The 22,351-nt window shown below is 57.8% G+C and carries 18 protein-coding genes; 9 read left to right on the top strand and 9 right to left on the bottom strand.

From position 1 onward, the window contains the following. Positions 1-63: 63 nt before the first annotated feature. Entirely contained in the window at positions 64-738 is a 675-nt protein-coding gene (gene radC, locus VJ956_RS08860) for a RadC family protein (protein ID WP_324083917.1), read from the bottom strand. A 194-nt stretch (positions 739-932) separates the two neighbouring features. Here radC and coaBC point away from each other — a divergent pair, with 194 nt between their 5' ends. From coaBC to argA, 7 genes are all read left to right on the top strand, one after another. Beyond that, a complete protein-coding gene (gene coaBC, locus VJ956_RS08865) occupies positions 933-2,165 on the top strand; it encodes a bifunctional phosphopantothenoylcysteine decarboxylase/phosphopantothenate--cysteine ligase CoaBC (protein ID WP_324083918.1) in 1,233 nt (410 codons plus the stop codon). Positions 2,166-2,181: 16 nt separating this feature from the next. Next, positions 2,182-2,643 carry a dUTP diphosphatase gene (dut, locus tag VJ956_RS08870; RefSeq protein ID WP_324083922.1) on the top strand — a complete coding sequence of 154 codons (462 nt, stop codon included), beginning with the start codon at positions 2,182-2,184 and terminating at the stop codon, positions 2,641-2,643. Positions 2,644-2,725: 82 nt separating this feature from the next. Continuing rightward, on the top strand, positions 2,726-5,353 hold the full coding sequence (locus tag VJ956_RS08875; protein ID WP_324083925.1) for a phosphomannomutase/phosphoglucomutase: 2,628 nt from the start codon (positions 2,726-2,728) through the stop codon (positions 5,351-5,353). A gap of 30 nt (positions 5,354-5,383) precedes the next feature. Continuing rightward, the gene (gene argB, locus VJ956_RS08880; protein ID WP_324083927.1) at positions 5,384-6,280 is read left to right on the top strand and encodes an acetylglutamate kinase; all 897 of its coding nucleotides are present in this window, start codon (positions 5,384-5,386) and stop codon (positions 6,278-6,280) included. A gap of 49 nt (positions 6,281-6,329) precedes the next feature. Then, complete coding sequence (locus VJ956_RS08885; RefSeq protein ID WP_324083929.1) at positions 6,330-7,553, top strand: acetylornithine deacetylase; 1,224 nt, start codon at positions 6,330-6,332, stop codon at positions 7,551-7,553. Positions 7,554-7,586: 33 nt separating this feature from the next. Beyond that, positions 7,587-8,747 carry an acetylornithine deacetylase gene (argE, locus tag VJ956_RS08890; RefSeq protein WP_324083931.1) on the top strand — a complete coding sequence of 387 codons (1,161 nt, stop codon included), beginning with the start codon at positions 7,587-7,589 and terminating at the stop codon, positions 8,745-8,747. A gap of 15 nt (positions 8,748-8,762) precedes the next feature. Next, positions 8,763-10,088: an amino-acid N-acetyltransferase gene (argA, locus tag VJ956_RS08895; RefSeq protein WP_324083933.1), complete on the top strand. Its 1,326-nt coding sequence runs from the start codon at positions 8,763-8,765 to the stop codon at positions 10,086-10,088. On the opposite strand, the gene VJ956_RS08900 is transcribed toward argA, so the two are convergent. Next, the gene (locus VJ956_RS08900) at positions 10,044-11,126 is read right to left on the bottom strand and encodes an aminopeptidase (RefSeq protein ID WP_414674413.1); all 1,083 of its coding nucleotides are present in this window, start codon (positions 11,124-11,126) and stop codon (positions 10,044-10,046) included. The genes argA and VJ956_RS08900 overlap by 45 nt on opposite strands. Positions 11,127-11,276: 150 nt before the next feature. Here VJ956_RS08900 and VJ956_RS08905 point away from each other — a divergent pair, with 150 nt between their 5' ends. Beyond that, a complete protein-coding gene (locus VJ956_RS08905) occupies positions 11,277-15,083 on the top strand; it encodes a DUF1631 family protein (RefSeq protein WP_324083936.1) in 3,807 nt (1,268 codons plus the stop codon). 30 nt (positions 15,084-15,113) lie between these two features. Here VJ956_RS08905 and VJ956_RS08910 read toward each other — a convergent pair whose 3' ends face one another. The 3 genes from VJ956_RS08910 to VJ956_RS08920 form a co-directional block, all read right to left on the bottom strand. Continuing rightward, a complete protein-coding gene (locus VJ956_RS08910) occupies positions 15,114-15,971 on the bottom strand; it encodes a pirin family protein (RefSeq protein ID WP_324083938.1) in 858 nt (285 codons plus the stop codon). Positions 15,972-16,121: 150 nt separating this feature from the next. Next, the gene (speD, locus tag VJ956_RS08915) at positions 16,122-16,913 is read right to left on the bottom strand and encodes an adenosylmethionine decarboxylase (protein ID WP_324083940.1); all 792 of its coding nucleotides are present in this window, start codon (positions 16,911-16,913) and stop codon (positions 16,122-16,124) included. Positions 16,914-17,013: 100 nt separating this feature from the next. Further along, on the bottom strand, positions 17,014-17,436 hold the full coding sequence (locus VJ956_RS08920) for an OsmC family protein (protein ID WP_324083942.1): 423 nt from the start codon (positions 17,434-17,436) through the stop codon (positions 17,014-17,016). Positions 17,437-17,692: 256 nt separating this feature from the next. Between VJ956_RS08920 and crp the strand changes: the two genes are divergently transcribed. Further along, positions 17,693-18,334 (top strand): cAMP-activated global transcriptional regulator CRP, encoded by a 642-nt coding sequence (gene crp, locus VJ956_RS08925; RefSeq protein ID WP_324083944.1) that lies wholly within the window; start codon positions 17,693-17,695, stop codon positions 18,332-18,334. Positions 18,335-18,367: 33 nt separating this feature from the next. Here the strand turns inward: crp and VJ956_RS08930 are convergent, their stop codons facing one another. From VJ956_RS08930 to VJ956_RS08945, 4 genes are all read right to left on the bottom strand, one after another. After that, on the bottom strand, positions 18,368-19,105 hold the full coding sequence (locus tag VJ956_RS08930; protein ID WP_324083946.1) for a glutathione S-transferase family protein: 738 nt from the start codon (positions 19,103-19,105) through the stop codon (positions 18,368-18,370). Positions 19,106-19,224: 119 nt separating this feature from the next. After that, on the bottom strand, positions 19,225-20,085 hold the full coding sequence (locus tag VJ956_RS08935; protein ID WP_324083948.1) for a substrate-binding periplasmic protein: 861 nt from the start codon (positions 20,083-20,085) through the stop codon (positions 19,225-19,227). A gap of 122 nt (positions 20,086-20,207) precedes the next feature. Beyond that, entirely contained in the window at positions 20,208-21,266 is a 1,059-nt protein-coding gene (locus VJ956_RS08940; protein ID WP_324083951.1) for a betaine/proline/choline family ABC transporter ATP-binding protein, read from the bottom strand. An 11-nt stretch (positions 21,267-21,277) separates the two neighbouring features. After that, entirely contained in the window at positions 21,278-22,312 is a 1,035-nt protein-coding gene (locus VJ956_RS08945; protein ID WP_324083953.1) for an ABC transporter permease, read from the bottom strand. Positions 22,313-22,351: the final 39 nt, after the last annotated feature.

Consider the following 22,351-nt stretch of genomic DNA (forward strand, 5'->3'; position numbering starts at 1 on the left):
GAGCTCTCAACGCAAAAAATTGTTGGGATTCCGGCCGGCTTTGCGGGTAGCCGGCAACCCGATTCACATCAGACCCCGTTCGGCAAGGGATATTATGTCCCCGTGGCCAACCACCATATGGTCAAGGACTCTGATATCCACCAGCCCCAGTGCTTCTTTCAGCCTGCGGGTCAGCGATACATCGGCCTGGCTGGGTTCGGCCACTCCGGATGGGTGATTGTGAGCGAAGATCACCGCTGCGGCATTGACTTCCAGCGCCTGGCGGACCACCTCCCGCGGATAGACCGCGGCCCCGTCAATGGTGCCCCGGAACAGCTCCTGATAGCGGATCACCCGGTGCCGGTTGTCCAGAAACAGGCCTGCAAAAACCTCGTGGGGATAGGTTGCCAGCCGGATGCTCAGGAACCGTCGGGTATCCTCGGGGGATCGCAACGGATCACCCTGGCGCAGGGGCTCGTCCATCACCCGCCGGGCCATTTCCATGGCCGCCTGCACCTGCGCGTATTTGGCGTTGCCTAGGCCTTTGATGGCACAGAACTGGCTTCGGGAGGCCGTCATCAGGCCGCGGAGACCGCCGAATTCGTCGGTAAGGTGTCTTGCCAGTGCCATTACCGGCATTCCGGCTGTGCCGGTTCGCAGAAATATGGCGAGCAGTTCCGCATCTGAAAGGCTGTTGGCACCGTGGGCGAGCAGCCTTTCGCGGGGGCGCTCATCTTCGGGCCAATGAGTATCTGCCATGACCGATTCCTTTCGTGTGGCCCGCACATCCTGTGGGGCATGTTTCCATTTGTCAGGGCGCAGTCTACCACACCACCCGGGCTGTCCGAAGTGCGCGGACGTGCTATTCTACAGCCCTTTCATTTGTATAGTGTAGAGTCCGCTGCTGCCTGCGGTGAAAACTGTCGGCGGCCACTATCTTGCTTGGAGCCACTATGGCTGTTCATCGAATCCTGCTGGGTATAACCGGGGGCATTGCTGCCTATAAAAGTGCGGAACTTGTGCGCCTGCTGAAAAAGTCGGGGCGGGAAGTCCGGGTGGTAATGACCCGTGGTGCGGAAGCGTTTATCACACCGCTGACCTTCCAGGCCCTGAGTGGCGAGCCGGTAAGAACCTCGCTGCTGGACCCGGAAGCCGAAGCAGGCATGGGCCATATCGAGCTTGCGAAATGGGCAGATCAGATTGTGGTTGCGCCGGCATCGGCAGATTTCATGGCGCGACTGGCAAACGGCCTTGCCGATGATCTGCTGACCACCCTGTGTTGTGCCACGGAAGCGCCGATTGCGCTGGCGCCGGCAATGAATCAGGCGATGTGGAGTAATCACCGGACCCGGCGCAATATCGAGATGCTGGAAGCCGATCCACAGGTTCAGTTATGGGGGCCGGATCAGGGCTTCCAGGCCTGTGGCGACACCGGGCCGGGCCGGATGCTCGAACCCACTGCGCTCTTTGCGCTGATTGCCGAGAGCGTGGTGGCAGACCAGAGCGAACAAAAGCAACCGGGCGGGCCCCGAGTCCTCAATGGCAAGCGTGTGGTGGTTACCGCAGGCCCGACCCGGGAGCCCATAGATCCGGTTCGTTATATCAGTAATCACAGTTCCGGCAGGATGGGCTATGCCCTGGCCGCCGCCGCCCAGGCTGCGGGCGCCGAGGTTGTCCTGATCAGTGGCCCGGTGGCTCTTGAGGCTCCAGCCGGTGTCGAACGTCGCTTCGTCACCACGGCCCAGGATATGCTTGACGAATCAAACCATGCGGTGGATGAGGGCTGTGATCTTTTTATTGCCACCGCAGCGGTAGCAGATTACCGGCCCGACACCTGCGCCAGCGACAAGATCAAGAAAACCAACGATGCAATGAATGTGGCCCTGGTGCGCAACCCGGACACTCTGGCCACCATTGCTGCGCGCGCTGATGCGCCTTTCAGCGTTGGATTCGCCGCCGAGACCCGTGACGTCGAACACTATGCACTCGACAAACTGTCACGCAAAAACCTGGATATGATCGTGGCAAATGATGTGTCCACCCCGGGGCTCGGTTTCAACAGTGAAGACAACGCGGTCACGGTGTTCTGGCCTGGCGGCCGCGAAAGCATCGGGCCGGATACCAAAACCAACCTGTCCCGGCGACTGATTTCGCTGATCGCCGGTCAACTTACCGATAGCAAATGACATACAGGCAGACCTCATGACCCGCCAGACTTTTCAGGTACGGATCCTGGATGAACGGATCGGGCAAAGCGTCCCGTTCCCGCAATACGCCACCGAAGGTTCCGCGGGGCTGGACCTGCGCGCCTGCCTCGACAGCCCGCTTACGCTGAAGCCGGGCCAGGCCGAGCTCATCAGGACCGGACTTTCGATTCACATTGCCGATCAGTCCCTGGCAGCGATGATCCTTCCGCGCAGTGGGCTCGGGCATAAACACGGCATAGTGTTGGGCAACCTGGTGGGTCTGATCGATTCGGATTACCAGGGTGAGTTGATGGTTTCCTGCTGGAACCGTGGCAGCACGGAATTTACCATTGAAGTCGGTGAGCGCATCGCACAACTGGTTCTGGTTCCGGTGGTGCTGGCAGACTTTGAAGTCGTGTCCGAGTTCGATCAGAGTCAGCGGGGCGAGGGCGGATTCGGCTCAACCGGCAGTAAGTGACTCGCCTGCTACAGATTTGCCTAGAGGGTCTATACTCTCGGTTAAAGGATAAATACAGGCGCTTATACCAGCAGGATGGGTTATGAAGCTTGGGAAAAAGAAGAAAACGGACGAAGAAGCTGCTGATTCCGGAACGGATGCCAAATTGGCGAAAAAACAGGGCCGGAGCAAGAAAGACGCGGTCAGTAAAAAATACAGGAAGCTTGGTTCCGTTGCTATTCAGCAAGCACTGGTTGTGTTGGTGGCTGGTGCGGCGGCGGTTTTGCTTGTGTACCTGATGCTCATCGTGCCCGCTGAATCACGCCGGCAACAGATGCAGGCGGAGGTGGCCGCAGATACAGCCACCGCCCGGGTCAACCAGCGGCTGAGCCTGATGCAATCGGTTATTGCCGGGCTGGGCCGCCAGGATTATGTGCGGGAGGCGCTCGAAGGCGCCGGGTCATTACCGGTTGCAACAGCCTCGGCAACGGCTGCGTTGCCCGAGGTTCAGGCGCTGTATCTGTTTCCCTATGGCGATATCCCCCGCACGTCCAGCGAGCCGACTCTGGGATTTTCAGGCCTGGAACTGGCACGGCGGGCGGAAACCGGGCGTCCGATCTATCCGGACGCCTTTCCCCGTGAGGACCGGTGGTTGTTGCAGCTCGCTGCACCGGTTCGCAATGAAAATGGCAACGCGGTCACAGGTAGTATTCTGGCGGTTTTTGATGTCGACGGACTCAGACCTCTGCTTTCCAGTCCTAATGATCAGCTTCAGGGCCGGTATGCGATTGTCAGGGCGGTGAACGGAGCCGAGCGGATAATTGTCAGTGCCGGGACCGGTCACGGTAACGTGGTTGAGCGAAGGTTGCTGAATCCGGACTGGAAACTGACCTATCAATCGGCGGCGCCCCCCGCGCCCGTCATCAGTATCGTCAAGCTGGCAGCGCTGGTTGTTGGCCCGGTACTGCTGGCATCGATACTGATATGGGCACTGCTCAGCGCAGCCCAGCGCAATCTGCGCCAGGAAGTGGCTGTACTGGTTCAGTGGGCCCACAAAGCTTTTGGCGGCGAGAAGATCAAGCCCCCCACGTTTAAATGGGAGATGGTTGCCTCCACCGCCGAAGTCATGTCCCGGCTTGTCCGGATCGTCGACAAGCGGGTTGCCAAACAGGCTGAATCCGCGTCGCCCGGGAAAAAGCCAAGCTCAGGTGCGGTACCGGGCGATGAACCGCTGTTCCAGGACAAGAACATGCTCGATATCGACATGCTGGACGGCGACGAAGACGTACTGGGTTTTGGTGGTGGCCCCGGCGGAACTGCCGGCGCTCCCGGTGTCGAGGAAGTCGAACTGTCAGAGCTGGAAGTATCCGCGACCATTTTCCGCGCTTACGATATTCGCGGCATTGTCGGCGAGACTCTCACCACAGACATCGTTCAGCTGATAGGGCGTGCCATTGGCAGCGAGGCCATCGCTCGTGACGTCGACAGCATTTGCATAGGCTACGATGGCCGCCATTCCAGCCCGGACCTGGCCGCTGCCCTTGGTCGTGGCATCATGGCAACCGGGTGCGATGTAATCAATGTCGGCGCGGTGCCAACGCCCGTGCTTTATTTTGCCACCCATGAACTGGGCACAGGCTCAGGCGTGATTGTGACTGGCAGCCACAACCCGGCCAACTATAACGGCCTGAAGATCATGCTTGGCGGCGAAACCTTGTCGGGTGAAACCATTCAGAAGCTGTGGCAGCGGATTCAGACCGGCGATTTTGCCAGCGGCCAGGGCAGCCAGTCCTCCCAGGATGTTCGCCGGGCCTATCTCGACCAGATCGTCGGAGATGTTGCCGTGGCCGCGCCCCTGAAGGTGGTACTGGATGCAGGCAATGGTATTGCTGGCGGATTGGCTCCGGTGCTGGTGGAAGAGCTGGGCTGTGAAGTTGTGCAGCTGTATTGTGAAGTGGACGGTGACTTCCCCAATCACCATCCGGACCCCGGTAAACCGGAGAATCTTGAAGATCTGATTGCCGCCGTGCATTCGGAAAAAGCAGACCTTGGACTGGCTTTCGACGGCGACGGCGACCGCCTGGGGGTAGTCACCAACACCGGTAAAATTATCTGGCCTGACCGGCTTATGATGCTGTTTGCGCGGGATGTCGTCTCCCGCAATCCCGGTGCTGATGTCATATACGATGTAAAGTGCAGTCGTCGCCTGGCTGGCGTGATTTCAGAAGCCGGTGGCCGGCCCATAATGTGGAAAACCGGTCATTCGCTGATGAAAGCAAAAATGAAGGAAACCGGGGCACTGCTGGCGGGCGAGATGAGTGGCCACATCTTCTTCGGGGAACGCTGGCCGGGATTTGATGACGGCCTTTACGCGGCCGCGCGGCTGCTTGAGATTCTCGGCATTGAAGACCGGGACAGCAACGAAGTGTTCGCGGAATTTCCGGAGGATATCAGCACGCCGGAACTGAATGTGGAAGTCACTGAAGAGACCAAGTTCACAATTATTGAAAATCTGGGGCAGAAGGGTGACTTCGGTGATGGCAATATCAACACTATTGACGGTGTCCGCGTCGAATACAGTGATGGCTGGGGGCTGTGCCGGGCCTCCAATACCACGCCCATGCTGGTGCTTCGTTTTGAAGCTGAAAGCGACGAGGCGCTGGAACGTATAAAAGCCGTGTTCCGGGAGCAGCTGGCCAAGGTAGCGCCGGATCTTGTTGCGGATTTCTGAACACCTCTTACTATTTTCAGGACAATCTGAATGGCTCTGGATCGTGAAACAGCAATGCAGGTTGCAGCAGTACTCAGCAAGGGCCTGCCCTATATTCAGCGTTTTACCGGCAAGACCGTGGTGATCAAGTACGGCGGCAATGCCATGGAAAACGGCGAGCTGAAAAGCAGTTTCGCCCGCGATGTCGTGCTGATGAAACTGGTGGGCATCAACCCTATTGTGGTTCACGGTGGCGGCCCGCAGATTGGTGAGCTGCTGGAACGGCTGAATATCCAGTCCCGGTTTGTAAACGGTATGCGGGTGACCGACAGCGAGACCATGGACGTCGTGGAGATGGTACTTGGTGGCCAGGTGAACAAACAGATTGTGTCACTGATCAATTCCCACGGTGGTGCGGCGATCGGGCTGACCGGCAAAGATGCCAACCTGATCCGGGCGCGGAAGCTGGAAGTGATGGACCGCTCACCGGAAGTGGAGCGCCCGGAGATTATTGATATCGGCCACGTAGGCGAGGTGGCCAGCGTGAACGTCGACGTTATCGACATGCTTACCCGCAGCAACCTGATTCCGGTGATTGCACCTATTGGCGTGGGGCCGGACGGAGCATCCTACAACATCAACGCCGACCTGGTTGCAGGCAAGGTAGCGGAAGCAATGAAAGCGGAAAAGCTGATATTGTTGACCAACGTATCCGGTCTGAAAAGCAGGGAGGGGAAGGTGCTGACCGGTCTTACCGCAATGCAGGTCAATGCCCTGATTGAAGATGGCACCATCCATGGTGGCATGCTGCCCAAAATCCGCTGTGCCCTGAATGCAGTGGAGAACGGCGTACGCACCTCACACATCATCGACGGCCGTGTTGCCCACGCGACCCTGCTGGAAATCTTTACCGATGAGGGTGTGGGCACCCTGATCTCCCGGACCTGATCTCCCGGATCTGAAGCCAGAAGCCCTGTAGTTGTAAAAGGACAGAATCATGAAGCGTTTGCTGACCTTACTGGTTTTTCTGGCCCTGGCCGGCTATGTCGCTTTCAAGGGAGGTGTCTGGTGGCTGACGGATCAGCGTTTCTCCGAAGCAAACCAGACAGTCAGTGATGTTGGCGTTCTTGACCACGGCTGGATCCGCTCCGGTATCGGCGGCTCGCTCACGCTGGTTGACGGCGCCTACGAGGATTTCCGCCTGTCCCAGAGCCTCACTGTCGGGCGCCTGCAATTTGATGCCGGCTCTCCCATTGCATTGATCAGAGCATTAATTGATCCCTCATCTCTGCCTCCACAGTGGCTGTTACAGGCCGAACAGGTTGCCATGGCGCTTGATAGTGCGTTATTCCGCAACTGGGTAACGGCCTCTGATGAGAACCGGACGCCGGCGCTTTTTGCCCCGGTCTGTGGTCCGGATCATCGCCAGCAACTGGGCAGCGGGGATCTTTTGCGCATGGGTATTTCCGGTATTGCCGGCGAGGTGCTGGTCCGGCAGGATGCTTCAGAACTTTATGGGGAACTGACAACAGTTGAAACCGGCAGCGTTGAGCTGGTCTGGCCTGGCGCCCGCTTCAATCCCGTTGACCCGATCGCTGTGATCCATTCCGGCGCCCGGCCACTGACCATCACTCTCCGTGACGGGGGGCTGATGCGCCGGGTGTCGGCTTACTGTTCCAGAGAAGCCGGGCTTGAAACCGGCGAGTGGACCCGGGTTGTGATGGAGTCATTCCGTTCGGCGCTGGCTGCCCGTGGGTTCGGTGCCAGCGACCAGCTTATTGCACTTTACCGTCAGTGGCTGACCGAGGGTGGCGAGCTGGGTCTGGAACTGGACCCGGGTCAGCCATTCTGGGGCGTTCCGGTCAGCGCTTCCGCGCCCTTTGTGACCTACAACGGTGCCAGGGTCCCGGACGTCTACCTGGTACCGATAGCACCAGAACCGGAGGATGTACCCGTTCAGGCCATGGAACCGATTGTCGACAGCTCCGGGCCGGAAAGGCCGGGCTGGGAGCCTGCCGATCCCGCCAACGCCGAAGCGCTGCAAGGGCAGACCGTGAGAGTGACCCTCACCAATGGCAATCTGGTGGAAGGTCGTCTGGCGGAGATTGGTGACAAGCGCCTGGAAGTCGTGCGTCTGGTTAATGGCGGTGAGGTGGCTTACCCTATCGTTATCCAGTTGATCGAAAGTCTTGAAGTCTGGCGTCGTGGCCAGAATCCATAGCCTGGCTCCGGTCAGGGCACGGAGGTTCGTTTAATGTCAGGATCCACACAGCATCTTCCCGGTGTTCAGAGTATGCTGGCGCAGCTGGTTGCCCAGCCATCCATCAGCAGTGCGTCGCCCGAGTGGGACCACAGCAACGAACCGGTGGTTGGCATCCTGGCGGAGTGGCTTGAACCCATGGGGTTCGAGGTGGAAATACTGGATGTGCCCGGCATGCCCGGCAAGGTCAACATGATCGCGACCCTTGGTCGCGGATCAGGCGGGCTGGTGCTGGCCGGCCATACCGATACGGTACCATTCGACGACAAGCGCTGGCAGAGTGACCCCTTTCAGCTGAGCGAGCGGGATAACCGCTGGTATGGCCTCGGCACCTGCGATATGAAAGGCTTCTTCCCGCTGGCCATCGAAGCGGCAAAAGCCTTTGTCGGGCAGAAACTCCAGCAGCCGCTGATTATTCTGGCGACCGCCGATGAAGAAAGCTCGATGAACGGTGCCCGTGCGCTGGCGGAAGCCGGACGACCAGAGGCGCGCTATGCGGTGATTGGTGAACCCACCGGTCTGAAACCAGTGCGCATGCATAAAGGCATCATGATGGAGCGGCTGGTATTTGAAGGCCAGTCGGGGCACTCCTCCGACCCCGGCCTTGGTCGCAATGCCCTGGAAGGCATGCACGAGGCGCTTGGGCATCTGCTGGCGCTGCGCAGCGGCTGGCAGGAACAGTACAGCAATCCCAACTTTCGCGTGCAGGTCCCTACCCTCAACCTGGGCTGTATCCACGGTGGCGATAATCCCAACCGTATCTGTGCCCGTTGTGAACTGCAATTTGATCTGCGACCGCTTCCCGGCATGGATATGGATGCGCTGCGGCAATCAATTCTGAAAAGCCTTCAGCCAGTGGCTGACAGCCGCGGATTGACCATGGAGTTTGCGCCCCTGTTCGATGGTGTGCCGCCGTTCGAGACCGCCGAAGATGCCGAACTGGTGCGGGTCTGCGAAAAACTGACCGGCCATACTGCCGAAGCAGTGGCTTTCGCCACGGAAGCGCCCTGGCTGCAGAAACTGGGCCTGGAGACCCTGGTGATGGGGCCGGGGTCGATCGACCAGGCCCACCAGCCCGACGAGTTTCTGGCATTGTCACAACTCGACCCTGCGATCAGCATCCTCCAGGGTCTGATTCGCAGGTTTTGCCTCTAAGCTGGAGAGAGCAGGTTGAAATCCAACGACTGGCTGCACGGGTTCCGTCATTCATCACCCTACATCAACGCCCATCAGGGCCGCACGGTGGTGCTGACCATTGGTGGTGATGCCATCGCCCACGGCAATCTGATCAACATCATTCATGACATTGCCCTGCTGAGTAGCCTGGGTGTGAAGCTGGTGGTCGCATTCGGCGCGCGACCCCAGATTCAGGCCCGGCTGGATGCCATGGGTGTCGAGTCAGTGTTTCATCGCGGCCTGCGGCTAACGCCGGAAAGCCAGTTGCTGTCAGTGCTGGAAGCCATCGGCGGCTTGCGGGCTCATCTGGAAAGCCAGCTGTCCATGGGCCTGGTGAATTCGCCCATGCACAATGCCCGTATCCGGGTCAGCAGTGGAAACTACGTCACTGCGCGCCCGGTCGGCGTTCTTGACGGCATTGATTTTGGCCACACCGGCCGGGTCAGGCGCGTGGATGTGGCGGGCATCGAGAAACTCCTGGAGCTGGCTCACATCGTGCTGCTGCCGCCGCTGGGTTATTCGCCGACGGGGGATGCCTTCAATCTTTCCTATGAAGATGTGGGTGGCCAGGTGGCCGCCGCGCTGAAGGCGGAAAAACTGATCATGTTCACCGCACGTCAGGGCCTGCCAGCAGACGACGGCACACTGATCAGGGAACTGACCGCAAAGCAGGCCACCGAACGGATGTCGGCGGGCAAAGTGGAAGGCCATGACGGTGACCTGCTCAAGGCCGCCTGCGACGCCTGTGTAAAGGGTGTCCGCAGGGCTCATATCATCAGCTATGTTGAGGACGGTGCCCTGTTGGAAGAACTGTTCACCCGTGACGGTTCCGGCACTCTGGTCAGCGGCGACAACTACGAACAGATCCGCAAGGCGCGGGTAGAGGATATCGGCGGCATACTCGGCCTGATCCAGCCATTGGAGGAGCAGGGCGCGCTGGTTCGCCGTTCCCGGGACATGCTGGAAACCGACATTGACAACTATGTCGTCGCCGAAAGGGATGGCACTGTTGTCGGCTGTGCCGCTCTGCACCATTACCCGGAAGAAGGTGCCGGCGAGCTGTCCTGTTTTGCGGTTGACCAGGCCTACCGCCGGGCCGGACGCGGTGACGAAATTCTGGTGATGATCGAAAAGCTGGCCCGCGGCCATGGCATCCAGCGCCTGTTTGCGTTGACCACCCAGACCGAGCACTGGTTCCGTGAGCGCGGGTTCATGCCCTCGTCTGTTCAGGAACTGCCGGGGCCGAAGCTGGCCTCCTATGACGTTGAGCGTAAATCAAAGGTGTTCGTGAAACCGCTTTCCCAGGGCAGTCAGACGTAGTTCCCGCGGCTGGGCCTCAAGCCTGGCCAGGGTTTCTACCGCATCATAAAAGGTCTTGAAATTCTGGTCCGAGTCCCGGAACAGTTGCCGGAACGCAGGCACGTACTGGTTGTATTGGCGGAACAGCGCCAGGTTGGCATTGTTGAGTCTATCCGGTGCCGAACCCAGGGGCCCCGGCTGGTCCCACTGTTCCGCCAGGGCCAGATAATCCTGTTTCAGCCGATCAAAGATGTCAGCTTTCAGTTGCCGCATTCTGGTATCCGTCAGGGTCTCGTGCTGGCGGTACAACTGGCGCAGTTCCGCCGTTGTCCGGTCGGTAAGTTCCAGCGTTTGCCGGCGCTGGCGAAGGCGTTGCAGTGCCTGTTCAAAGCCCGTGGTGTTGCCCTGTTCCTGCAGCCATAACCTTAAGCCCTCAAGCTCGACGGAGGTTGCAAAGCTTTCATTGAACGCCGTGTCCCCGTCGATATAGACGACCTGATGAGCCAGTTCATGAAACATCAGAGCCACCATTCTGGAACCAGACAGGCGAGTGAACCCGGTGTGGAGCGGGTCGTCGAACCAGCCCAGGGTGGAGTAGGCAGTCACTCCGCCGATGAAGGTATCGTAGCCTTTATCCGCGAAAAGCCTGGCTTCGGCCCGGGCATCGTCAAGTTCATAATAGCCCCGGTAAGCCTGGCAGCCGATCAACGGGTAACACCATTGCCTGGGTTTGAGGGAAAATTCCGGCACTGCCACCAGATTCACCAGAACCCAGGGACGCTCCAGCTCGGCATATCCGGAGAAGGCGTCGCCGACCGGCAAATGCAGGCGCTCCTGGGCGAAGCGGCGGGCCTGTTGCGACAGCCTGAGTTTTGCCTTCAGTGGCTCTGGCGTACCAGGGGCTGCCAGCCAGTCCGTTACCGGTTCAGTGGCCATCATCAGTGAAAAATGACCTTTTGCAGCCTGATGGTAATAGCTGAGGGAAGAACAACCGGCTAGAATTGTGGAACTCATTACCATAATTAGCGTAACAGGGAAGATCTGGCTAAGCTGTTTCATGTTTCCGGCTATTCGTGTGTGCAGCTCGCCGTGCGAGCAGGTGAGCAGAAAAATAGAGTTGCACTATACACTAGTCCGGCAGCACTGACCGGTGATCAGAAGCCTGACTCCTGAAATGGGTCATCGGTATTATCAATAATCAGGTAATTCATGGATTTGAAAGAGCGTCGTTCCAGCCCCCGTAAGGCCATCAAACTTGCGGCCCAAATGGACATCGGTAACGGTAAAACCCTGCCTTGTCAGATTTCAGACTTCTGCGCAGAAGGTCTGTTTGTGCGCTATTCCAGCGACACTTCCAGAAAACTCGACCAGGTGCTTGGCAGCGAGCCGGGTAAAGATCTGAAAGTCTGTTTCCGTAGTGTCGACGGACTCAGGCGTTACGAACTGTATGTTGACATCCGGCGGCGCATTGATGGCGCCATGGGGGTCAGCTTCACCCGGCCCAATCCTGAGGCCTTTGATGCCATGCTTGCCCAGGTCGGCGCCAGCCGGGACCAGGACCGGGTATCGCTGAAGGCCCCCAACGACCGCGTCCAGTTCGTGCTGCACCAGTGCGCCAGAGCTGTGGTCCAGCACATTGAACCATTGATGGATGATGCTCTGGTGGAGATGATTGCCAGCCTGAAAGCGTCCGCCCAGAAAGCCGGAAATAACCAGCAGGCTAATGAACTGATGGATTCCTCCGCCCAGGTTGAAGCCCGTCAGCGGGTGATCTGGCATCAGATGGCGAAAAATCTGGAATCACCGCTGAAACCGGCCCCCCGGGGTGGGGTCGCCGAGCTGTCCGTGGTCGACAAAAGCGAATTTGAGGACTGGCTGACGCTGAAGGTGATGGTGACCAAGGCTGACACCCAGTATCGCGGTGATTTGCTGCAGCTGAAACTGCGGCTCGACAGCCTGGGTGTTCCCAATGCCACCGGGCACCATAACCCGCTTGGGCCGGCACTGGTCTGCGAGGCCTTTCATTCAGGCCTGAGCCAGCTCAGGGTCAACCGGGAGGTGGAAAAGATCTGTCTCCGGGTGTTTGACCAGACCGTACTGGTGAATCTGGAGCCCATGTACCGGGAGTTGAATAATATTCTGGTGCGTCACGGTGTGCTTGCTGACCTGGACCTGAGCAAGTACCTCAACGAACAGCCCGCCGCAAAAGCGGAACCAGAGCCCGAACCAGAATGCCCGCCCGGGAAAAGCTCCACAACTGCCAAAAATGATGAGTCGCGGGAGTCAGAACCGGAGAACCCTGACGTCGCCAAAACTCCGGACCAGACCTCCCACAATGCCTCCGCCAGTGGAAAAGTGTCGCGCCAGAGATTCCCCGGGCAGTATTCATCCGCACAGTTCGATAGCCATTCAGCAGCGGCCCAGACCGCCTTTGCCACGGTTAAAAGCCTGCTGAACACATTGACCTCGAGCCGCATTGCCCGGGGCGATTCTGAACCGGTTACCTTTGCCCCCGATGCCCGCGAGCTATCGCCGGGAGAGCTTCATACACAGCTGCAGCAGATGCAGTCAGAAGCCGCCATGGTGGATGACGACACGACCCTGCGGGAAAGAGTGGTAGAGCGGGTAAAAGAGAGCGGCAAGCACGCGCTGGGACAGGAACAGCAGACGACCCTTGACGTGGTGGACAGATTCTTCGGCAGTGTGGGGGAGAGTCCCAGGCTGAGCGACGATGCCAGAGAGCGTATGCGTGCCCTGGAGGTGCCGGTGCTGAAGGTGGTGATGCGCGACCCGGAATTCTTCGAGGACCGCAGTAGTCCGGTGCGCGGCGTGATGGACCGTCTGGCCCAGCTGGGCGTCAAGGGCGGGCGCATCAATCCCGCCGTTCAGCGCCGCATTGATGAATTGATTGAGCGGATCAACAGGGATTTTGATCAGGATATCGGAGTTTTTGAGGACGCCATTGGTGACCTGGATACATTGATCGACCGCCAGAACCTGGTTTATCGGCGCAATGTGGAGCGGGTGACCGCGGCGGCCGAGGGCGCCCAGAAAGTGGCGGAATCCAAGCGGGCCGTGGCCAGGGTTCTCGATCACAAGCTCGGTGGACGGAAAATCCCCCGCGCTGTCATCAGTCTGCTGGATAGCGGCTGGCGTGATCTGTTGTCCCTCACCTGGATCCGGCAGGGGGAGGAAAGTCCTTTCTGGCAGGACTACCTGTCGGTAATTGATTCGTTGATGGCGTTCGCCGAAGACCCGCAGAGTAACGTCAATCTACCCGAACTGTTGCGGGTGATTCAGGACGGCCTGGCCTCCATTTCCAGCAATCACATGCCGTCCTCCCAGATTCGTGATGAGCTCAAGCAGTTTCTTTTGCGCAGTCCGGTCGAACCGCCGGAAATGGTTGAGATGCCGGTTTCCAGAGCGGATGAAAAGAATGAAAAAGCGGTTTCGGAACGGGAGCAGCGCAGCCTCGAGCGCTGGACCAATCGTGCCCGGCAACTGCGAACCGGCGACTGGATGCGGGATCAGGACAAGCCTGATGATCCCCAGTACATTCGTCTGGTCTGGGTGGCCCGGGAGTTCAGCCGGTTCGTGTTCGTCAACCATCAGGGTATGAAAGTGGTCGAGCTTGAACTGGAAGCACTGGCCCGGCACATGCGCAAGGGTATTATTGTGCCGGACAGCCAGTACGAGCGGCCGTTGGTGGATGAAAGCATCGACCGCATGGTGAAAAAGGTCTATGACCAGCTTTCCTGGGCTTCGACTCACGACGAGCTTACTGGCCTGCTGGGGCGTCGCGAGTTTGCGCGAATACTGGAGCAGCAGCTTGCCATTCGTGAAGACGAGCGGGCTTTGGTAAGGCTTGATCTGCGGCAATTCCGGCTGTTGAATGACACCGCCGGCTACCAGGCCGGTGATCAGGCACTTAAGCAGGTCGCTGACATTTTACGCAGTCATGTGGGTGGTGGCATGCCACTGGCACGTCTGGCCGGCAATGAGTTCGCGCTTCTGCTGCCAGCGGAAAATGCGCTTGAGGCGGCCCGTGAAATAGTGGAAGCCATCGAGAAAACAGAATTCAACTTTGAGAGCGGCACCTATCATCTGTCTGCCAGTGCCGGACTGGCACCTGAACTACCGGGTCTGGCAGACGCCGAGCGCTGGCTGAAAGCTTCGGAAGATGCCATGAAAAGGGCGAAAAAGCGGGGTCATGGCAAAGTCATTGAGTATTCGCTGGACGCTCATGACCAGGCGCGTCAGGATCAGATTGCCGCCAAGGTCGCCAGCCTGGGTGATCTGGACGAGGAACGGATGCTGCTGCGATGCCAGAAGATGATCCCGCTGCACGCGCGCACATCCATGGCGCCTCAGTACGAAATACTGATCAGTATGTATGACGATACCGGTAATCTGATTACCGGTAAGGATTTTGTGCGTATGGCAGAGCGCTATGATCGTATGCAGGCGGTAGACCGCTGGGTGGTTGGTCAGGTGCTGGACTGGCTCAGAGACAACTCGCCGGACCCGGCCCATATCGGGGGTATCTGCATAAACCTGTCCGGCCATTCGCTGAACGACCAGTCCCTGATGGAATTCATCTACGACAAACTCAGCCAGGAAGACGCCCCCATTGAACGGCTCTGGTTCGAGATTACCGAAGCCTCCGCCATCAATGATCTGCAGAGTATTTCCGAGTTTGTCGAGGAGATGAGGGAACTGGGCTGCCGGTTCTGCCTGGACGACTTCGGCAGCGGGCCCAGCTCTTTCCAGTTTCTGCGCAGCCTGCCTGTCGACCTGATCAAACTGGATAGTGCCTTTACCCGGGAGCTCGACAGGAACGAGACCGACCGCGCCATGGTCAAATCAATGATCGATATGGCTCATTATATGAACCGCGAGGTGATTGCGTCTCAGGTTGAAAACCGTACCGTGCTGGATATGCTGACAAGCCTGGGCGCGGATTACGCCCAGGGCTTTGTGATTGAAAAGCCCAGACTGCTCAGCAGCCTGGACTGATTTCCCCGATGGATAAACGGCACGCCTGTTTCAGGCAGTGAGTCGACCTTCCCGGAAGTCCTGCAGGGCCTGCTCGATCTCCTCGCGGCTGTTCATTACGAAGGGGCCGTACTGAACCACTGGCTCCCCGATGGGGCGGCCGGCAATTAACAGCAGCCGGGCGCCGTCCTGGCCTGCCTGAAGCCCGATATGGTCACCATCGGACAGAATGTGAGCGCAGGAACGCATAAGATCTTCCATTCCCGATTCTGTTTTTAACCCGGCACTGCCTTCGTACAGGTACACCAGTCCCGACAACCCTGGTGCAACCGGGATACTCACCGTGCCGCTGGCTGGCAGATGAATATCTGCGTAGAGTGGTTGCGTCGAGCCCCCGGACACGGCGCCCTCATGGGTCTGCCTGTCAACAGTGAGTGAGCCCGCCACAAGTTTCACCCTGGCGTCGCCCAGCCGGAACTCGGGAATCCCCTCGGGCTGAATATCCCGGTACCCCGCCGGTTTCATTTTTTCGGCGGCGGGCAGGTTCAGCCACAACTGGAAGCCACGCATACGGCCGGATTCCTGCTGTGGCATTTCCGAGTGCACAATGCCCCGCCCGGCGGTCATCCACTGCACGCCGCCATTTTTCAGGTCGCCACGATTGCCCAGATGGTCTTCGTGCAGCATGTGTCCCTCGATCATGTAGGTGACCGTTTCAAAGCCGCGATGGGGGTGAGCCGGAAAACCGGCGATATAGTCCTGGGGCCTGTCCGAGCCGAATTCATCAAGCATCAGATAGGGATCAAGCCTGGTATGGGGATTTTGACCGAGGGAGCGTTTGATGCGGACACCGGCGCCATCGGAGGTTTCCATGGCGGCAATTCGGCGGGTTACGGATCTGAGTGACATAACAGCCTCCTGATGCTGGGAATGAAGATATTAGAGGCTAAAAAGGGGGCGTTATAAAACGGAGAATTCTGGCGGGAGCCATCAAAAAAACTGACGGTTCCGGCCGGGAGAAATTGGCCGGAACCAGCCTGGAGGGGTATGGCCTGACAATTACTGGACGTTGCGGGAGTAGAAGATTTCCAGCATCTCCCGGCGCAGACGGTCCTCGATGGACTGGGCTTCCGCAGATTCCAGTTCGTCGGCGTCCACCCCGAATACGTAGTTATCCAGCTTGAAATTCTTGAGCATCATCTTGGTATGAAACAGGTTCTCCTGGTACACATTGACGTCAATCATCTGGTAGGCGTTCTGGGTGTCTTCGGTCAGGTAGTTCTGGATCGAGTTGATGTCGTGATCAATGTAGTGCTTTCTGCCATCTACATCACGAGTGAAACCGCGCACGCGGTAATCCACCGTGACTACGTCTGAATCGAAGCTGTGAATCAGGTAGTTCAACACTTTCAATGGCGAGATCAGACCACAGGTAGATACGTCGATATCCGCGCGGAAGGTGCTGATGCCCTCGTAAGGGTGGCTTTCCGGGTAGGTGTGAACCGTCACATGGCTTTTGTCCAGGTGCCCGAGAATGGTGTCGGGCAGCGGGCCGGGAGATTCTTCGTTGTCCGGTTCACCCTCGCTGATTTCGTGCTCGGCAATCAGCATGGTCACGGAGGCCCCATGGGGATCATAGTCCTGACGGGCGATGTTCAGCACATTGGCGCCGATGATCTTGACCACATCGGTCAGAATCTGAGTCAGGCGTTCCGCGTTGTACATTTCATCGATATAATCAATGTAGGCCTTGCGCTGCTCTTCGCTCTGCGCATAACAGATATCGTAGATATTGAAGCTCAGCGATTTTGTCAGGTTATTGAAACCGTGAAGTTGTAATTTGGGTTCCATGTTCAGCCTCCCTCCAGAGGTTCGGAATAGACCGGCGCAGAAAGCTGCGTATTATGCCTACTGCCGGAGTAGTTGGGTAGAGGGTAACCGGCTTGCAGCTTCAGGACGCTGCCCGGATTTCATAGCTATGGGTGATTTCAACCCCGGCCTTTTCGAGCATGATAGACGCTGAACAGTATTTTTCTGCAGACAGGCTGACGGCGCGTTTTACCAGGTTCTCTTTCAGGTTGTTACCGGTCACTACAAAATGCAGGTGAATCCTGGTGAACACTGATGGCACGGTATCGGCCCGCTCCGCTTCCAGCTCGGCATGGCAGTCAGTCACATCCTGACGGCTTTTCTGGAGAATACTCATTACATCGAAGGACGAACAGCCTCCCATGCCCATCAATACCAGTTCCATGGGGCGGGGCCCCTGATTCTTTCCGCCGTGGTCCGGCGGGCCATCCAGTTGAACAGAGTGGCCGCTGCCGCTGGTGACCTTGAAGCCGGCATCACCGGTCCAGTCAATGGTCGCTTTCATGGGTCTTGACTCCGGTCCGGTCACGATTGTGGCCCGATTTATTGAAACCGGATGCTAGCACATCGGTTGGCTGCCGGGGAGTGGGGCGGGGAGTGGGCGAGGCGGGATAAAAGGTCTGATCCATGCTGATTAAGTTGCCGATGCGCGGCCTTCTTGTTATAACGACCCTCGATACATGAAATTCCCGCAAGGAAAGCAGGGCCAATAACGATAATACCTGAATCCCCGCCAGTACTACGGAGGTATGTCGCGCGCTATGACCACTATCGTCAAGCCGATCGAACAAAAGACCAAACATCTGGATTATTTCCTGTCACAGTGCCATCGTCGGCGTTACCCTGCAAAAAGCACTATTATCTACGCTGGTGACAAAAGCGACTCGCTGTTTTATATCATCAAGGGGTCAGTCACCGTCATCATTGAGGACGACGATGGCCGCGAGATGATCATGGCCTACCTCAACGCAGGTGATTTTTTCGGCGAAATGGGGTTGTTCGACAACATGGATTCCCGCAGTGCCTGGGTCAAAGCCAAGACCGAGTGTGAAGTAGCCGAAATCAGTTTCACCAAGTTTCGCGAGATCGCCCAGGAGGATCCGCGGGTATTGTATTTTATTGGTGAACAGATGGCGTCACGCCTGCGCCAGACCACGCGGAAGGTAGGCGACCTTGCGTTTCTGGACGTAACAGGCCGGGTCGCCCGCACACTTCTCGACCTGTGCAAGGAGCCCGACGCCATGACCCACCCGGATGGCATGCAGATCAAGATTACCCGCCAGGAAATCGGCCGCATTGTGGGCTGCTCCCGGGAGATGGTGGGGCGGGTTCTGAAGACGCTGGAAGATCAGGGGCTGGTTCGGGTAAAAGGCAAAACCATGGTGGTTTTCGGGACTCGCTGAGTCCTGGACACTGCCCCCTGCCCGGGGTTCAGGTCATCGATTGGCGCTATAAAGGGTTTCGAGGGTCTGTAGTTGCGGCTGCCATTGCGCCAGCCAGTTGCGGACCGGCTCGGGAATACGTTTTGGTTCCGGCCAGGGTACCGGATACTGGGGCGGCTGAAACATGGGGGCCAGGAACGCAGCGGCCGTCAGGTCGGCCCGGCTGAAAGCGTTGCCGGCCAGGTAGGGTGATGCTTCATAGGCCTGTGCCAGTTCAGTCAGAAAGCCCTCCATGGTCTGGCGTGACCTGCTCGCGGTTTTTTCGTTGATCTTCATCCACTCGCGCATGATTTCCTCAACCCGGCTGAAGGCCAGGCGAATGATATATCGGTTATAGAAGGGGGTGCCGGCAGTCAGCATCGGCACCACAAGCTTCGGGCGCTGAAGAAAATAGTGGTAGGCAAAGCAGCGAACCGCTGGTCCCAGTTCATCGTCCAACCGCCTTTCCCAGTCCAGAGCCAATTCCCGTGCGGCAGGATCTGCCGGCGTCAGCGGATGATCAGGAAAGGTCTCGTCCAGATAGTCCAGAATGTCCGCGGAGCCCTGCACGCAGATGCCGTCGTGGACCAGAACCGGTACAGAGGATACCTTTGCGCCCAGTTGCCGCACTGTTTTTATATGCTGTCCGGGAAGCAGGTTGACCGTCTGGTAACCAAGTCCTTTATAGTCCAGCGCCCAGCGGACCTTTTCGCAGTAATGGGAAATAGCAAACTGGTAGAGTTTGAGGGCCATGACAGCGAGCCTTTGATTGAACGGAAATGGATCAAGCGTAGTCCTTTCCAGCGGCGAATGGTATGGAATCTTCGTTAGCCCGGGGTGGACTTCCGGAGCCCTGAGATTCCGCCACCCGCTCAGTGCTGTTCCTGGACACTGGGCAGACCGTAACTTTCGAGGATGGCGTTTACTCTGCCGTTGTCAATAAGCTTTTGCGTACCCTCTGACAGGATGCGGGCAAGGTCCGTCGAGTTTTTAAGGGCGGGCGAGAAAGCGACGTAAGACAGGGTTTCCCCAACCTGACCCGCTCTGCGGGGGCGTTTAAGGCCCGGGTCGTTACGAATGGACCAGGCCATGACATAATCGTCCGCCACAAACACATCGGTTCGCTGTCTTGCCAGCAGGCCCAGAGAGCGGTTAAAAGGTCGGGGACCAGAAAGAATCGCGATTCTGTCCGGGTTGTCCTGATTTGTAGCGATGTAGCTGTCCAGCTCTGCCGTATACGAATAGCCATTGATGGTCAGCAGTGTCTGGTCTTCCAGGGAAGCAATTCCGTTGTAGACCCATTTGTTGTCAGGATGGGTGAATAACGAGATCGAAGCGCGCCCCTGGGCAACCTCCGGAAAAACAAAGTCGGGAGCATCGGTTCTGAAGGCACCGACAACAGCGTGGAACTGGCCCTGACGGGTCATTCTGAGAGCTCTTGCCCAGCTCAGATTCCGGTAGTCCAGCGTGTAGCCCGACGCTGCCAGTGCTTCACGGGCAATGTCCACCATGTAGCCCTCCTGGGCGGCGCCCGCTATGCAGTTATGCGGGCACCAGGGATCTGCAGCCACGATGATGCGGCTGTCGGAGTCCGTGGAGTGGCCCCCTGCAACGTAAGCGTCTGCGCTGACACTGGCTTCAGGCAGCACTGGCGGAAGGGCAGTCGGGGTTTCAGCCTCAGAACAGCCCCACAGTAACCATGCGATGATGAGAAACGTAGCCAGTCTGGACATGATCTTTGTCGGTAGTGCTTCGAATTTGAAGCCGGATTATCAGTTTAGACCAGGCCCGGGTTTCCGGCCAGATAGTCGGGTAAATCTTACGGCTGTCCGGTTGCTGAGCTCGGTCTCCTGGCTTACAGCTGAGCGCGTTCGCTGATGTCTGATCCCTGAATAGGCACCAGTGCTTTTACCAGTTCCTTCATATCGAGCACCCCGACCTGCTTGCCCTTACGGGTGACCCGGTAGACAAGGTCGGTGTTGCCGTCGGATTTGGCAATGACCGATTCCAGATTGTCATGTTCGGACAGATCTCCGGCTGACTGTTCCGGTGCCTCGCTGGTTTTCTCCATGATTGAGCGCACACGCAGGACCCTGGCCCGGTTGATATCAGCGATAAAATCAGTGATATAGGAATCGTTAGGGTTCATCAGGATTTCCTGCGGTTCTCCCTGCTGGACCACACGGCCCTCATTGAGGATAACCAGGTGGTCAGCCAGCTTCAGGGACTCATCGAGGTCGTGGGTGATAAAGACGATGGTTTTCTGAAGCTCTTCCTGCAACTCCAGCAACAGGTCCTGCATGTCTGAACGGATCAGCGGATCCAGCGCAGAGAAGGCCTCGTCCATCAACATGATCGGGGAGTTGGAGGCCAGCGCCCTGGCGATACCGACCCGCTGCTGCATGCCGCCGGAGAGCTCGTGGGGATACTGGTCGGCATTGCCTTCCAGACCAACACGGGCCAGCCATTTCCTGGCCTCCGACTCATAATCCTCGACCTTGAAGCCTCTCACCGAGAGCGCCATGCCGGCGTTCTGCAACACTGTCCGGTGGGGCAGCAGCGCAAATTTCTGAAATACCATGGACATGCCTTCCCGGCGCAGTTTGCGCATTCGCTCCTCGTCAAAATCCAGCACATTCTCGCCGTCGATCAGGATCTCGCCGGTCGTCGGTTCAATCAGACGGTTCAGGTGGCGGATAAGAGTGGATTTGCCTGAGCCGGAGAGGCCCATAATCACCGTGATTTCGCCTTCCTGCATGTCCACATTGATGTCTTCCAGGCCGAGCACATGCCTGTGCTTTTCAAGCAGCTCGGGCTTGCCCATGCCTTTTCTTACATATTCCAGCGCCACTTCAGGCGTGCTGCCGAAAATCTTGTAGAGGTTCTTGATGGATATCTTTATGTCCCGGTCCACGGTTCGCTCCATTATTGACTCTGCGAGGCGTTGATGCGCGCCAGTGATGCTTTGGTGACCCGATCAAGAATCACCGCCAGGATAACAATGCCCAGACCGGCAATCAGGCCAACGCCCAGTTCCAGATTGCGGATGCCCTGGAGCACCAGAACACCGAGCCCCGGAGCAGATACCAGAGAGGCGATTACAACCATTGCCAGACTCATCATGATGGTCTGGTTAACACCGGCCATGATGTTGGGCAGCGCCAGCGGAATCTGGACCTGAAACAGTTTCTGATTACTGGTCATGCCAAAGGCATTGGCGGCCTCCATCACGTCTTTGTCTACCAGTCGGATGCCAAGATTGGTCAGGCGGATGACGGGCACGATGGCGTACAGAATAATGGCAATACCGTAGAGCTTGGATTCGGTCACGCTGAACAGGAAGATCAGCGGAATCAGGTACACGAAGGGCGGCAGTGTCTGCAGCATATCGAGCACGGGAACTGTCAGTCTCTGCATGACGTCACTGCGCGACATGGCAATGCCTATGGGCACCCCGAACAGCACGCAGAGAAACGCACAGACAAAAATGATGGCCAGAGTCTGAATGGCGTATTCGTAGTAGTTGATAAAAGCAAGCAGGCACAGGCTGAAAGCCACGAAGCCGACCAGCTTCCATGACTTGGTCACGAAAAGAACGACTGCCAGCAGAACAGGTATGACGATCCACCAGGGGGTGTTCAGCATTGCGTAAAGGGTACCGTCCAGAGCCCAGCTCAAAGGCTGGGTGATGGGGTCCAGTACAATGCTGAGATTATCCTTTACCGCAAGAAAGCCTTCCTCGAGTCCCTTGGTCAGTTCGCGGGACTTCGGAAAAGCAGCACAGGATTCGTTGAGTGCATCCATGGATGGAAAAGGCAGTTCCCAGATAGTTGTTTCCTGTGATTCAGTGCCTTTTGACTTGTTGAGCAGCGCGGCCATGGTCATGGGCGCGTCGCTCATGCCTTCGGCGCACCACTCCTTGAGCCCGAGCGATGAAAATACAAAGTCATAGGTAGCCATGAGCGTTCAATATCCCTTGTGCATTCAGAATGAGTATCG

Source organism: Marinobacter sp. (assembly GCF_035268745.1).
Taxonomy (GTDB): domain Bacteria; phylum Pseudomonadota; class Gammaproteobacteria; order Pseudomonadales; family Oleiphilaceae; genus Marinobacter.

What these genes read in the sequence shown, in the direction of transcription:
- VJ956_RS08875 (WP_324083925.1), top strand. Translation starts at nt 2,726, where the DNA reads ATGAAGCTTGGGAAAAAGAAGAAAACGGACGAAGAAGCTGCTGATTCC.
- VJ956_RS08945 (WP_324083953.1), bottom strand. Translation starts at nt 22,312, where the DNA reads ATGGCTACCTATGACTTTGTATTTTCATCGCTCGGGCTCAAGGAGTGG.
- VJ956_RS08910 (WP_324083938.1), bottom strand. Translation starts at nt 15,971, where the DNA reads ATGTCACTCAGATCCGTAACCCGCCGAATTGCCGCCATGGAAACCTCC.
- VJ956_RS08935 (WP_324083948.1), bottom strand. Translation starts at nt 20,085, where the DNA reads ATGTCCAGACTGGCTACGTTTCTCATCATCGCATGGTTACTGTGGGGC.
- coaBC (WP_324083918.1), top strand. Translation starts at nt 933, where the DNA reads ATGGCTGTTCATCGAATCCTGCTGGGTATAACCGGGGGCATTGCTGCC.
- speD (WP_324083940.1), bottom strand. Translation starts at nt 16,913, where the DNA reads ATGGAACCCAAATTACAACTTCACGGTTTCAATAACCTGACAAAATCG.
- VJ956_RS08920 (WP_324083942.1), bottom strand. Translation starts at nt 17,436, where the DNA reads ATGAAAGCGACCATTGACTGGACCGGTGATGCCGGCTTCAAGGTCACC.
- VJ956_RS08900 (WP_414674413.1), bottom strand. Translation starts at nt 11,126, where the DNA reads ATGAAACAGCTTAGCCAGATCTTCCCTGTTACGCTAATTATGGTAATG.
- VJ956_RS08930 (WP_324083946.1), bottom strand. Translation starts at nt 19,105, where the DNA reads ATGGCCCTCAAACTCTACCAGTTTGCTATTTCCCATTACTGCGAAAAG.
- crp (WP_324083944.1), top strand. Translation starts at nt 17,693, where the DNA reads ATGACCACTATCGTCAAGCCGATCGAACAAAAGACCAAACATCTGGAT.
- dut (WP_324083922.1), top strand. Translation starts at nt 2,182, where the DNA reads ATGACCCGCCAGACTTTTCAGGTACGGATCCTGGATGAACGGATCGGG.
- argE (WP_324083931.1), top strand. Translation starts at nt 7,587, where the DNA reads ATGTCAGGATCCACACAGCATCTTCCCGGTGTTCAGAGTATGCTGGCG.
- VJ956_RS08905 (WP_324083936.1), top strand. Translation starts at nt 11,277, where the DNA reads ATGGATTTGAAAGAGCGTCGTTCCAGCCCCCGTAAGGCCATCAAACTT.
- radC (WP_324083917.1), bottom strand. Translation starts at nt 738, where the DNA reads ATGGCAGATACTCATTGGCCCGAAGATGAGCGCCCCCGCGAAAGGCTG.
- VJ956_RS08885 (WP_324083929.1), top strand. Translation starts at nt 6,330, where the DNA reads ATGAAGCGTTTGCTGACCTTACTGGTTTTTCTGGCCCTGGCCGGCTAT.
- argB (WP_324083927.1), top strand. Translation starts at nt 5,384, where the DNA reads ATGGCTCTGGATCGTGAAACAGCAATGCAGGTTGCAGCAGTACTCAGC.